The sequence below is a fragment of the Actinomadura sp. 7K534 genome (assembly GCF_004348575.1).
Classification (GTDB): domain Bacteria; phylum Actinomycetota; class Actinomycetes; order Streptosporangiales; family Streptosporangiaceae; genus Spirillospora; species Spirillospora livida.
In genome coordinates this window covers 1-12,475 of record NZ_SMKB01000211.1, presented here as the reverse complement: position 1 = coordinate 12,475, position 12,475 = coordinate 1, and the positions used below count along the sequence as shown (strand labels likewise).

The following is a 12,475-nucleotide window of genomic DNA, read 5'->3' as shown; positions in this document are numbered from 1 at the left end:
GTGCTGGTCGAGGACGGCGACGTCACCGTCAACACCACGTCCATCGAGATCCCGCCGGACCGGCGCGCCGACGTCGCGGACGAACTGAGCGCCATGGTCGACGGCGGTCTGGACGAACGCCTCCGAGGGCGGCGCACCATCGCCGAGCTCGCGGAGGGCCCGGGAGCCACCATGACGCGGCAGCATTACCAGGCCGAAGGCGAGACGGGGCGGGGCGGTGCCGAACTGGACTTCGGCATCGAGTGGTTCGACTTCGGCACCAGCACGAGCAACCGGAGCATGACCCTGGACGAGGCGCACTACCGCGACCCTGCCACTGGCGAGTGGCAACGGTGGTATTCGTGCGAGCGGAGCCCCGTACCCGGCGTCGAGGGCGGGAACGGAGGAAGCTGATGGTGACGCGAGTGGTCACGGCGATGCTCATCGCCCTGCCGCTCGTCCTCGCGGCCGGTTGCGGCGGGCGGGAGGAGCCGCCCCCGCCCGCCCCCGGCCTGGCGGTCTTCACCGGCAAGGGCTTCACCGTCGGGTATCCGAAGGGCTGGCGGCAGGACCCGGGCAACCGGATCTTCCGCGGCGCCGACCTCGAGGTGCTGCGCCCCGAGCCGCCGCAGCGCCCGCCCCAGGCGTCGTGGTCGGTCTTCACCGAGGAGCGGAAACGCCCGATGGGCCGCATGGTGGACGCGTTCGTCGCCCTGAGCAGGACCGCGCGCGACTTCCGGCTCGTTGAGCGCCGGAAACTCCGGATCCAGGACGCCGACGCGCAACTGGTGCGCAAGTCCTACTCGGCCCCGCACGGCGAGGACGGCTGGACGACGCTCCACCAGACGGACCTGTTCGTCGACCTCGGCGGGTCGGTCGCCGCCGTCCGGATGATCGTGATCGGCGCGGGCGGCGGCCAGGCCGGGCGGTGGATCGACGACGTCGTCGACTCGTTCAGGGTCACGGCGTGAAGGGCGGTCCGGCCGCCGCGGCCGTCCTGGTCCTCGCGGCGCTGCTGATGACCACGCCCACCGGCAGGAGCGGCTTCACCGCGCTCTCGGGCGCCGCCGGGGGGCCGTCCGCCTGGACGGCCTCGCTCCTAGCGGCCGCGTGGCTGTCGGCGGCGGCGTTCGGTACCTGGTTCGGGACCATCCGGATCGGCCGTTTCGCGGACGCCGAGCCGGAGACGGCCGTGTCGGCGGTGCTGGTCGCGCTCGCGCTCGTGCTGGCGGGCCTGCTGGTCTCGTTCGTGACGGCGGGGGACTGGCCCGCCGGCGACGCGCTGCTCGCCATGGCCGCGCTGACGGCCGGTGCGCTCGCCGGGGTCGGCCTGGCCCGGGCGGTCCTGCCGCGGCCGTCCCTCACCCCGGCCGTCCTGGCCGCCACGGCCGGTCTGCTGCTCGCCCTCGCGGCCCGGTTCGTGCTGGCCCGGGTGCTCCCCCCGGAGGTGTTCCTGTCCCCTTCCGGTGCGGTGACCGCCGACGCGGCGGCCGCGTTCCGGGATCTGGACCGCTGGTCGCTCGCGGCGTCCGGCTGCGCGGCGGCCGCGGCGGGCGTGCTCGGCGCGCGGCTGGTGCCGCGCGGCCCCGGTGCGGCGGCGGGCCTGCTGCTGGTGGCCCTGTCCCCGCTCCTGCTGAGGGCCGCGGGCGTCGGCCTGGGGTCGGTCTGGGCCGGCACCACCGTCTGGACGGCCGTTCCGGAGCGGGAGTGGCTGTACCTCCTGGCCGGTGGCGTCGCCGGCACCGTGCTCGCCGCCGTCGTCCCCGGCCGGCCACGAGCCCCCGAACGCTCCGCTGGCGCCGCGCCGCTTCGGCGACGGGGCCGCCTATGAGGCCGGTGCGGGTACGCGGAAGCTGTTCGCCGCCTGTCCCTGACCCCGGTCAGCCGGAATCCTCGGAGGGCTCGCGGGGGCGGCGGATGAGGAACGTGCCGGCGATCACGATCAGGCCGGACACGGCCAGCACCGCCTGGGACGGCTTCATGCCGAGCGGCGTCTCGTCCCAGTGCAGGAGCAGGTCGGCCGCGGCGCCGGCCAGGAGCGCGGCGAGGGCCAGGCCGAACCGCAGGGTCGCGTGGAACGCGGTGAGGGCGAGGTTGCGCCGGTAGCCCTCCAGACCCTGCTGGAGGTAGGTGATGCCGCCGACGAGGGCGGCGGTGGCGGCGGCGCCGAACACCACGGCGCCGGCGAACGCCCACGCCACCGAGGCGATCAAGCCCATCGTCGCGATCACGACGCCCTGGACGACGGTCGCCGTCTTGATCTGCTTCATCAGGTCCCACGTCCCGCGGCGGACGATCATCAGGCCGGTGACCGCGCCGACCCCGAACAGCGCCACCAGGGTCCCGAACCCGATCGGGCCCGCCTCCAGGACGTTCCTGACGAACACCACGCCGAGGGAGAACAGCGCGCCCAGCCCGAGCGCGACGACCGCGATGCCCGGCAGGACCCCGCGCACCACCGGCAGCCGGAGCCCTTCGAGGAACGTGCCCTCCTGCTTCTTCCGGCCCCCGGAAGGCCGCTCCCCGGGGGCGGGGCCGAGGTCGGCGATGGAGCGGATCGCGAGGTAGCACGCCAGGTACGTCAGCGCGTCCAGCCAGAACACCGCGAGGTACCGCCAGTGGCCCTCCCAGCCGAGGGCGTCGGTCGCCCACAGCACCAGCCCGAACACCCCCGCGCCCACCGGGATCATCCCGTAGGAGGTGGCCATCGTGATGCCGTTCGCGATCTCCAGCGTGCCGGTGTCGTGCTCGTTGCCGTGCTTGCGCTCCTCCGGGTCCTCGATGAGGAACGGGATGGAGGCGTCCCGGGCCGGCAGGAACACGAGGGCGGCCAGCTCGATGGCGAACGCCCAGAAGTACACCCACCACAGCAGAGGGACGATGGGCAGCACGAACGCCATGCCCATCATCACCAGGTTGGAGTACATCATCACCTGGCGCCGCCGCCAGTGCGTGACGATCCGCGCGGCGAGCGGTGCGCCGACCGCCGAGGGCAGCAGGCGCAGCACCAGGACGCCGCCGACCGCGGTCGTGGAGTCGCTCAGCTCCAGGACGAAGTACATCAGCGCGAGGGTGCCCATCCAGTCGCCGAGGGAGGAGACCGTCTGGCCCACCATGAGGCGCCAGAAGCCGGGGCGGTTCAGCCGCTCCTTGAGTCCCATGCGGGGCTCACCCTCCGTGCCGCGTCCTCGGTCCGCGTGCCCCGCGGGACCTCCTGGTCGGCGTGGGCGCCGCGCAGGAGGGCGGCGAGCCGGGCGGCGGCCCGGTCCCAGCTCCAGGTCGCGCACACCCAGCGGCGGCCCGCCTCGCCCATGAGGCGGGCGGCGGCCGGGTCGTCCAGCAGGCCGTTCAGCGCGCGTGCCAGCTCGGCCGGACTCGCGGCGTCGACCACGACGCCGGTCTCGCCGCCGACGACCGCCTCTGGGCTGCCCCCGGACCGGCCGACCACGACGGGCAGGCCGGCCGCGGACGCCTCCAGCACCGACAGCCCGAGGCCCTCGACCTGGAGGCCGCGCCGGTCGTCGCGGCACGGCAGGACGAACGCGTCCGCGGCGGCGTAGTAGTGCGGCAGGTCCGCGTCGGGGACCGGCCCGGTGAGCACGACCGTCCCGGGCGCCTCCCGCTCCGCCCGCTCGGTGAGGGGCCGCCGCATCGGGCCCTCCCCGACGAGGACGAGCCGGGCGGCCGGATGGCGCCGGACGAGGGCGGGCCAGGCGTCCAGCAGCCGGTCGTGGCCCTTGCGGCGGACGAGCCGCGACACGCTGACGATGACGGGCCCGTCGCCGAGCCCGTGGTCGCGGCGCACCCCCGCGCCGTCCAGCCCCGGGCGGAACCGGTCAGGGTCGACGGCGCCGGCGAGCTGGACGAGCCGCGTCCGGTCGCCGAGGGCCGCGGCGACCTCCGCGCGGCACGTCTCGGTGAGGAACGTGAGGACGTCGATGGTGCGGGACACGGCGCGCAGCGCGGCGCGGGTCGGCGCGGCCCGGAACCAGCCGATCTCCTGCCCGTGCGTGGACGCGATCAGCCGCTGTACCCCGGCCGCCTTCACCAGCGGCGCGTACATGCCGAACGGCGCGGCGGCGGGAATCCACGCGGCGTGGACGCCGTGCTCGGCGACGAGCCGGCGCAGCCCGCGGAACAGCAGGTAGCCGCGGCGCCGCACGACGGGGAAGCCGAGCCGCGCGTCGAACGCGGCGGCCCCGGGCCAGGAGGGCGCGACGACGACCAGTCGGTCGGCGGGGAGCCTGCGGACGAGCTCCCAGGTGAACGTCTGGACCCCGCCCGGCTCCGGTGGGAAGTGCCCGGTCATCACGAGCGTCCGGGGTATGTCCATGGGACATCCGCTTCCCCGGGAGGGCCGGGCCATGCCGGACGTCCGGCCACACGCGCCCGTGGCCGGACCGGTCGTCAAGGGGTGGGCAAAGGGCGGGTCACAGGTCGGTCGCGATGATCTTCTCGATGTTCCGCTCGGCGAGGGCGGTGATGGTGACGAACGGGTTGACGCTCGTGTTGCCGGGGATCAGCGAGCCGTCGATGGCGTAGAGGCCGGGGTATCCGTGCAGGCGGCCGTAGTTGTCGGTCGCCCGGTTGAGGACGGCGCCGCCGAGCGGGTGGTAGGTGAGGTGGTCGCCCCAGATCTTGTAGACGCCGAACAGGTCGGTCCGGTAGATCGTCCCCTCCTTCCGGTTGATCTTGTCGAAGATCGACTTGGCCATGTCGATGCTGGTCTGCTTCCAGGAGGTCTGCCAGTTCAGGTCGACGCGTCCCGCCCCGGCGTTGTAGGAGAACTCCGCGCGGCGCGGGGTGTCGGTGATCGACAGGTAGAACGAGGCGTAGGTCTCGATCCCGGTGGGCAGCGGCGCGACCTCGGCGAACGCGCCGCCGTCGTCCCAGTTGTCGATGCCGGTGGTGGGGATGGACGACTGGAGCGAGCCGGTCGGGTCCCACATGTGGTTCGCGCGGCCGCACATGACGTTGCCGTTGTCGCCCCACCCCTTGCCGACCTCGCCGTTCAGGTTCGGCAGCTTGCCGGTGGCGCGCATCTTGACCAGCAGCTTGCTGGTGCCGACGCTGCCGGCCGCGAAGAACACGCGGTCGGCGGTGACGGTCTTGGTGGCCGTGACCGCGCCGGTCGTGTCGAGCTGCTCGATGACGACGGTGTACCCGCCGCCGGACGCGGGGGACACCGACGCCACCCGGTGCAGCGGCGAGATCGAGACCCGGCCGGTGGCCTTGGCGCGGGCGAGGTAAGTCTGCTGCAAAGACTTCTTGCCGTGGTTGTTGCCGTAGAGGATCTCGGCCGCGAGCGCCGACTTCGGGACCGTTCCAGCCGCTTCCCCCTCCATGTAGTCGAAGTCGTACACGTTCGGCACGTACATGAAGTCGAAGCCCGACCGCTGGGCGTGCTTCCGCCCGACGCGCGAGTACTGGTAGCACGCGGTGCTGTCGAACCACGACACGTCGATCTCGTTGACGCCGAGCCCGGCGTTGGCGCGCGGGTAGTAGACGTCGTACATCTCGGCCGCGTTGACCGAGGGGAGCACGGAGCTGAACCGCGCCCGCTTCGGCGTGACCGCCATCCCGCCGTTGACGAGGGAGCCGCCGCCGACGCCGCGTCCCTGGTAGACGGTGATGCCGCCGAACTCCTCGGCGTCGAGGATGCCGGTGTAGCGGGGGACGTCCTTGTCCAGCGGGAAGCCGAGGAAGTTGCTGAGGGGCTGCTTCGTCCTCGTCCGCAGCCAGTAGGAGCGGTGGTCGGGCGTCCGGGTGTTGGCGAAGATCTTGCCGTCCGAGCCGGGGGTGTCCCACGCCATCCCCATCTCGACCATGTGCACGCTGACGCCCGCCTGCGCGAGCCGGAGGGCGGCCACGGCGCCGCCGTAGCCGGTGCCGATGACCAGGGCCGGGACGTGCGCCCCGTTGCCGATCGGTCCCGGTGCGGCCGCCGCGGCGCGGCTCGCGTGGCCCAGCACGCTCAGCCCGGCGATAGAACTTGTTCCAACGAGGAAACCGCGGCGGGACAGTCCGCCCGGTCTTTCATTGGGCATGGTGGAGGCGGCCATGTGAACTTCCTCACTCTCGATGAGACTGAAACGTGTTCTACATCGGGATGCAGGCCGCGTCACCGGTTACGTGAAAGTAACTCATGTCCACTTCTGGCAACCAAGCATTTGCTTGGCTTCGGTGCCGGGTTCTGTTACATTCCGCGCATGATCTCCGCGATCGTCTGGGGCACGGGCAATGTCGGCCGGCTCGCCATCCGCGCGGTGGACGCGCATCCGGCGCTGCGACTCACCGGCGTGATCGTCCACGACCCCGGCAAGGCCGGGCGGGACGCCGGCGACCTCGCCGGGCTCGGCCGCGACCTCGGCGTGGCCGCCACCACCGACATCGACGCCGTCCTCGCCACCGGCCCGCAGGCCGTGGTGTACGCGGCGTCCGGCGACATCCGCCCCGACGAGGCCCTCGCCGACATCCTGGGCGCGATCCGGGCCGGGGCCGTGGTCGTCACGCCCGCCCTGTACGCGCTCTACGACCAGCGCAACGCCCCGCCCGAGATGCGGGAGGCGGTACTGGACGCCGTCGCCGAGGGCGGCGGCTCGCTGTTCGTCTCCGGCGTCGACCCCGGCTGGGGCAACGACGTCCTGCCGCTCATGATGAGCGGGCTCGGCGGCACCATCGACGTGGTCCGCTGCCAGGAGATCTTCGACTACACCACCTACGACCAGCCCGACTCCGTCCGGTACCTGGTCGGCATGGGCCAGCCGATGGACTACGAGCCGCCCATGCTCGCCGCGACCGTCCCCACCATGGTGTGGGGCGGGCAGGTCCGGCTGATGGCCCGCGCGCTGGGCGTCGACCTGGACGAGATCCGCGAGACCGTGGACCGCCGCCCCCTGGACGAGACCGTGACCACCAGGTCCATGGGCGACTTCGAGAAGGGCACCCAGGGAGCGGTCCGCTTCGAGGTCCAGGGCATCGTGCAGGGCGAACCCCGCATCGTCATCGAGCACGTCACCCGCATCCACGCGTCCTGCGCGCCCGACTGGCCGAAGCCGCCGGACGGCGACGGCGCGCACCGCGTCATCATCGAGGGCGACCCGCGCATCGAGGTCACCGTCGAGGCCGTCGACGAGCACGGCAACCGCGCCGCGGGCGGCAACGCCACCGCGGTCGGACGCCTCGTCGGCGCGATCGACTGGCTCGTGGACGCCGACCCCGGCCTCTACGACGCCCTCGACGTCCCGCTGCGCCCCGCCGTCGGCAAGCTCGGAGGCACCCGCCCATGAACCTCGACATCCCCGACGGCAAGGACCCGATCCAGTACGCGTGGGGCGAGATGGTCCCCGGCATCGGACCGGCCGCCGCGCACCTGTCCCTCGCCGTCTACGAGCACACCACCCTCGGCCTCCGCGAGTTCGAGGCGGCGCGGCTCCGCGTCGCGCAGATCAACGGCTGCCTGTTCTGCCTCGACTGGCGCACCGACCGGGACGGCGAGAAGGTCGAGGAGGGGTTCGCCGACGCGGTCACCGAGTGGCGCACCACCGACGCCTTCGACGACCGCACCCGCCTCGCCGCCGAGTACGCCGAACGCTACGCCCTCGACCACCACGGCCTGGACGAGGAGTTCTGGGCGCGGATGACCGCCCGCTACAGCCAGCGCGAGATCGTGGAGCTGAGCATGTGCATCGGGTCCTGGCTGGCGTTCGGCCGCCTCAACCGGGTGCTCGGCCTCGACGCCATGTGCGTGATCCCGACGAAACCGTGACTCACTCCTCGTCGATGCGGGTCAGCTTGTCCGGGTTGACGACGGCGTAGATGCCCCGGACGCGGTCGCCGTCCGGGGCGAGGTCGAGGACCATCACGGCGAACGGCGCGTCCTCGCCGAACAGCACCGCCGACGGGTCGCCGTTGACGGTCCGGTAGCGGACGGCGAACTTCTCGTCCCAGCGGCGCCGCGTCGCCGACGTGATCAGGCGCGCCACCTTGTCGCGGCCGCGGACCGGACGCAGCGCCGCGCCGCCCCGGGCCTTGCCGCCGCCGTCCGTCCAGAACGTCACGTCCGGCGCCAGCATGTCGAGCAGCGACTCCAAGTCCCCGCCGAGCGACGCCTGGAGGAAACGCTCGGTCACCTGGCGCTGCACCTTCGGGTCCGCCTGGTAGCGGGGCCGGCGCGCGTGGACGTGCTCCCGCGCCCGGTGCGCGAGCTGCCGGACGGCCGACGGGCTCCGGTCCAGGATCGGGGCGATCTCGGTGTGCGCGTACCCGAACACCTCGTGCAGGACGAACACCGCCCGCTCCAGCGGCGTCAGCGTCTCCAGGACGACGAGCAGCGCCATCGACACCGCCTCGGACCGCTCGGCGGACTCCGCGGCGTCGTCCTCGCCCACCAGCGGTTCGGGCAGCCACGGCCCCACGTACGTCTCCCGCCGCCGGCTGATCTGGGACTGCCGCGTGAGGGCCGTGTTCACCGCGATCCGCACCAGGTAGGCGCGCGGGTTCCCGACCTCCTCGGCGTCCTCGTCCCCGTACCTGGCCGACCACGCCAGCCACGTGTCCTGGAGGACGTCCTCGGTGTCGGCGACGCTGCCGAGCAGGTTGTAGACGACCGAGAACAGCAGCTCCCGGTGATCCGCGAACACCCGCGTCGCGGCGTCCTCGGCGGTGCCTCCGGGCATGGCTCACCTCCCGTGTGCGCTCACCCCCTAGAGTCGCCCAGCCCCCCGGAATGTGACATCCCCGCCCGGATCAGGATGCGGGCCCCGGCGCGGTCACCTTGGTGGAGATCTCGCCGGCGAGCTTGAGCGCCGCCTCGCAGATCTCGCCGGGATCGGGATCGCCGTCGACGCCGTGATCCTCGGTGTAGCGGACGCTGACGATCAGGTTGCTCTTCCGGAAGGCCATCTGGCACACGTCCGGCCTGTCGGGAGACGAGGTGGAGTACGCGTCCGGCCCGAGGCTCGGTTCCTTGCGCTCGACTTCCCCCGAATCCAGGACCGGGGCCGCCATCCGCTTCCGGGCCTCCGCCTCCGCGGACGTCCACCCGTTGGTCTCCGAGATTCGCTGGGTGACGCTGACGCTGCGGAAGGGATCCTCCTTGCTGATCCTCCACTCGCACAAACCCCCGTCGCCTCTTATGACGACCTCCGACTCGGGAGTGGAGAAGGCCGCGGGACGGATGTCGGTGCAGGGGAGAACCTTGGCGAAGTCACCTTGGTCCACCAGTACGCCGCCAGGGTTGATGACCGCCGCCAGGAAGGAGATGAAGACGAGTGCGGCCACGACGATGCACCCCAGCACCGCCCCCAAGGCCACCCTGGCGCCGACCCCAAGGCCGTGCGGCCGCGGGCCGGGCGGCACGGTCTGGGCCACGACCCGGGTGGGCGGCGGGACGGTCGCCTCAAGCGTCCGCGCCTGTGGTTCCCCCGGCACCGCCGTGATGGCGCGGAGGCGCGTGGCGACGGTGCGGGCGTCCGGCGGGCGGTCGTCCGGTTTCTTGGCGAGGAGTTCGGCGACCAGGTGGTCGAGTGCCACGGGGATGTCGGGGTGGGTGTCGCTGACGGCGGGGGCAGGGGTGAGCAGGACGGCATGGAGGAGTTCAGGGACGGTGTCGGCGGTGAAGGGGCGGCGGCCGGTGAGGAGCTGGTAGGCCACGCCGCCGAGGGCGTAGAGGTCGGTGCGGTGGTCGACGGGGGTGTTGCGGTCGAACTGCTCGGGGGCCATGAAGGCGGGGGTGCCGATCATGGCGCTGCCGGTGAGGTCGGTGGTCTGCTCGGCGTAGCGGGCGATGCCGAAGTCGAGGATCTTGGCCCGGTCGCCGTCGAGCAGCATCACGTTGGCGGGTTTGATGTCGCGGTGCACCACACCCTTGGCATGCGCCTCGGCGAGCGCGTCGGCGAGTTGGGCCAGGATCGGCACGGCACGGGCGACGGGGAGCCCTTCGGGGTGCCGGGCGGCGACCGAGGCCAGGTCGGTGCCGTCCAGTAGCTCCATGACCAGGAACAGCGTCCCGTCGCTGCCGCTGTCATGCTCGCTGTCGCCGGGGTCGGTGTCGGTGTCGAACAGCACGGCGATGCCGGGGTGCTGGAGGCTCGCGGCGATCTCGGCCTCGCGCCGGAACCGCGCCACGGCCTGCTCGGACGCGCCGCGCGTGGGCAGCACCTTGATCGCGACCGTGCGGTTCAGCCGCAGGTCCGTCGCCCGCCAGACCTCGCCCATGCCGCCGCGGCCGAGCAGCGCGTCCAGCCGGTACCGCCCCGCCAGCCGCTGCCCGCCGCGCATGAGCCTCCTCGCCTGTACCGCGCCGTCCCCCAGGAATGATCTACGGAAGGCGCGTGGCCGTCCACCGGTCCGGGTTGGCGCCACTTGATGATCACAGAGTGAGCTTCGGATTCGATCCAGCCGTCGTGCAATACCCGGGACAGAGCGCTTTCAGTCGATTACTCTCGGCCACAAAGTCGGTATCAGCTGCACCTCCACCCCCGCCATCCCCCGTTCACCAAGTGCAGAAGGGCCCCGCCATGGCCAGCGACCAGCAAAACCCCGATGCCCTGCGCGTTCACTTCGGCCTGGAGCTGCGTCGGACGCGCCAACGCACGAAGCTGTCCCAGAACGAACTGGCCAAGGCCCTCGGCTGCACCCCGCAGTGGATATGCCAACTGGAGAAGGCCGACAAGACCGTCTCCGAGCAAACGGCCCTCGACCTGGACACCTACTTCAAGACGGACGGATGGGACCGAGACGAAGGCCACTTCCACCGCATCTACCAGACCATCCGCCGCGCCGGGCGCCACCGCGTCCTGCTGCCCGGCTTCGACGCCTACCTGCGCCACGAGAGCAGGGCCATCGGTATTCGGTCCTTTGCCGCCCAGGTCGTCCCCGGTCTGCTTCAGACAGAAGGCTATGCAAGGGGGCTCATGATGCCGGGAGAGTCAGTGGAGACTCTCGACGCCCGTGTGGCTGGACGTATGGAGCGTCAAGCGACGCTTACGCGGCAGAATCCGCCGATGACAATATTCGTACTGGACGAATCAGTGCTGTACCGCCCGGTGGGAGGTCCCAAAGTTATGGTGGAGCAGCTGGACCACCTCATCGGTTTTGAGTCGTCGCTCAATGTGGATGTACGTGTATTGCCTTACGGCCGGGTGGCTCCAGCTGGGTTGGAAGGGGGCTTTATTCTGCTCAACTTCGAGCAGGAGGCCGACCTCATGTACATCGAGGCTGCCGGTGTAGGCCAACTGATCGAGAGCAAGAGCACGATGTTCAAAGCCGGGGTACGGTTCTCTCTGGTGATGGGGGAAGCCCTCTCCCGCACTGAGACCTTCCAGCTCCTGAGCCGGACTCGTGAGGAGTACGCGTGAAGCACCTGAACGTAGAAGTCCTGCAGTGGCGCAAGAGCAGCTACAGCGGCGGCTCTGGCGGCGAGTGCGTGGAGATTGCCGCAACTGAGGACGGCGTCATGGTTCGGGACTCCAAAGATCCGAACGGCCCGACTCTCGGACTGACTACTGCTGCCGCTCGTCACCTGCTCGGCCATCTCCGAGCAGTCGAGGAGTAGTCATATTGCGGGCGTGGCAGTCAGGACCAATCGGGGGCACGAGGCGGCGAACCTCGGCTCGAGAGGGTCCCAAATTCGGGTGCCACGACCATTATGTTAATTGAGGCACCGACACGATTCCGGGCGACCGCGCGGTGGAATCGTCACCTGGGGCGGCCAGTCGGCGCGGGGGTGCGCTTGATCTTGTCGTGGATCTCGGTGGCGAAGTCAAGGGTTGCGTGGCGCAGGTCGGAAGGGTCGAAGAAGCGCTCGGTCGTGGTGAGGCGGACGGTGACGATGAGATTGCTGTCGCGGAAGACCACCGTGTAGTCCTGTATGCCGCCCGATCGGTCGTAGTGGAAGTACGTGTCCTGCCCGGGGTGCGGCTCGGAGTATTTGCGGTCGGTCCAGCCGCCCTTCACCCGTCCCTCGGCCAGGGTCTGCCTCGCGCGCTCGGGTGCGGATCCCCAGAGCTTGGTGCCCACCCTTGACGCGCGGACGCGGAGGTACTGCCGCCCGCGGCGCATCTCGCGTTCCCAGCCGCAGTCGGCGCCGTCGGCGTCGGACCGGAGCCGGCCGGGCTCGGCGTCCGAGAGGGAGGCCGGGCGCAGATCCGAGCAGGAGGGGGCCTCGGAGTGGGCGCCCTCGTCCCCCAGGGCCCCGCCAGGGTTGACCAGCACCACGAGGAAGGCGGCCACGACCAGCGCGGGGATGACCACGAGGAGGGCGACGAACGTCCTGGAGTTCCCGGCCGACTGCCCCGGACTGCGCGTCCGTGATCGCTGGGCGGGCGGTGCCGGTGCGGTCTGCTCAAGGGTCTGTTCGTGCGGGGCAGCGGGGGTGTGTTCGTGCGGGGCGGTGATGGCGCGGAGGCGGGCGGCGACGGTGCGGGCTTCCGGCGGGCGGTCGCCGGGTTTCTTGGCGAGGAGTTCGGCGACGAGGTGGTCGAGTGCCACGGGG

Annotated in this window: 13 protein-coding genes; 7 read left to right on the top strand and 6 right to left on the bottom strand. The window is 71.6% G+C overall.

Annotated elements, in window-relative coordinates; translation table 11 throughout:
* From E1266_RS38305 to E1266_RS29295, 3 genes are all read left to right on the top strand, one after another.
* A partial coding sequence (locus tag E1266_RS38305) for a hypothetical protein (protein WP_207945978.1) occupies positions 1-393 on the top strand: 393 nt, incomplete at its 5' end.
* Positions 393-950, top strand: a complete 558-nt coding sequence (locus E1266_RS29300) for a hypothetical protein (protein WP_132052500.1) — start codon at positions 393-395, stop codon at positions 948-950. The genes E1266_RS38305 and E1266_RS29300, both read left to right, overlap by 1 nt.
* Positions 947-1,810 carry a hypothetical protein gene (locus tag E1266_RS29295; RefSeq protein ID WP_132052498.1) on the top strand — a complete coding sequence of 288 codons (864 nt, stop codon included), beginning with the start codon at positions 947-949 and terminating at the stop codon, positions 1,808-1,810. The genes E1266_RS29300 and E1266_RS29295 overlap by 4 nt, the downstream gene beginning before the upstream one ends.
* 49 nt (positions 1,811-1,859) lie before the next feature.
* Here the strand turns inward: E1266_RS29295 and E1266_RS29290 are convergent, their stop codons facing one another.
* From E1266_RS29290 to E1266_RS29280, 3 genes are all read right to left on the bottom strand, one after another.
* Positions 1,860-3,140: an MFS transporter gene (locus tag E1266_RS29290; RefSeq protein WP_132052496.1), complete on the bottom strand. Its 1,281-nt coding sequence runs from the start codon at positions 3,138-3,140 to the stop codon at positions 1,860-1,862.
* Positions 3,119-4,312 (bottom strand): glycosyltransferase family 4 protein, encoded by a 1,194-nt coding sequence (locus tag E1266_RS29285; protein WP_207945977.1) that lies wholly within the window; start codon positions 4,310-4,312, stop codon positions 3,119-3,121. Before E1266_RS29285 ends, E1266_RS29290 begins: the two co-directional genes overlap by 22 nt.
* Positions 4,313-4,409: 97 nt before the next feature.
* The gene (locus E1266_RS29280) at positions 4,410-6,041 is read right to left on the bottom strand and encodes a GMC oxidoreductase (RefSeq protein WP_132052494.1); all 1,632 of its coding nucleotides are present in this window, start codon (positions 6,039-6,041) and stop codon (positions 4,410-4,412) included.
* Positions 6,042-6,188: 147 nt separating this feature from the next.
* Between E1266_RS29280 and E1266_RS29275 the strand changes: the two genes are divergently transcribed.
* Together E1266_RS29275 and E1266_RS29270 are read left to right on the top strand one after the other, a co-directional pair.
* Positions 6,189-7,268: a dihydrodipicolinate reductase gene (locus tag E1266_RS29275; protein ID WP_132052492.1), complete on the top strand. Its 1,080-nt coding sequence runs from the start codon at positions 6,189-6,191 to the stop codon at positions 7,266-7,268.
* Positions 7,265-7,747 carry a carboxymuconolactone decarboxylase family protein gene (locus E1266_RS29270; RefSeq protein WP_132052490.1) on the top strand — a complete coding sequence of 161 codons (483 nt, stop codon included), beginning with the start codon at positions 7,265-7,267 and terminating at the stop codon, positions 7,745-7,747. Before E1266_RS29275 ends, E1266_RS29270 begins: the two co-directional genes overlap by 4 nt.
* 1 nt (position 7,748) lies before the next feature.
* On the opposite strand, the gene sigJ is transcribed toward E1266_RS29270, so the two are convergent.
* Both sigJ and E1266_RS29260 read right to left on the bottom strand, forming a co-directional pair.
* Complete coding sequence (gene sigJ / locus E1266_RS29265; protein ID WP_132052488.1) at positions 7,749-8,657, bottom strand: RNA polymerase sigma factor SigJ; 909 nt, start codon at positions 8,655-8,657, stop codon at positions 7,749-7,751.
* Positions 8,658-8,727: 70 nt separating this feature from the next.
* Positions 8,728-10,260: a serine/threonine-protein kinase gene (locus tag E1266_RS29260; RefSeq protein ID WP_132052486.1), complete on the bottom strand. Its 1,533-nt coding sequence runs from the start codon at positions 10,258-10,260 to the stop codon at positions 8,728-8,730.
* Between the two features lie 239 nt (positions 10,261-10,499).
* On the opposite strand from E1266_RS29260, the gene E1266_RS29255 reads away from it, so the two are divergent.
* Both E1266_RS29255 and E1266_RS29250 read left to right on the top strand, forming a co-directional pair.
* Positions 10,500-11,339: a helix-turn-helix transcriptional regulator gene (locus E1266_RS29255; RefSeq protein WP_165966256.1), complete on the top strand. Its 840-nt coding sequence runs from the start codon at positions 10,500-10,502 to the stop codon at positions 11,337-11,339.
* Positions 11,336-11,536 (top strand): DUF397 domain-containing protein, encoded by a 201-nt coding sequence (locus E1266_RS29250; protein ID WP_243719024.1) that lies wholly within the window; start codon positions 11,336-11,338, stop codon positions 11,534-11,536. The genes E1266_RS29255 and E1266_RS29250 overlap by 4 nt, the downstream gene beginning before the upstream one ends.
* A gap of 143 nt (positions 11,537-11,679) precedes the next feature.
* Here E1266_RS29250 and E1266_RS38300 read toward each other — a convergent pair.
* A partial coding sequence (locus E1266_RS38300; RefSeq protein ID WP_207945976.1) for a hypothetical protein occupies positions 11,680-12,475 on the bottom strand: 796 nt, incomplete at its 5' end.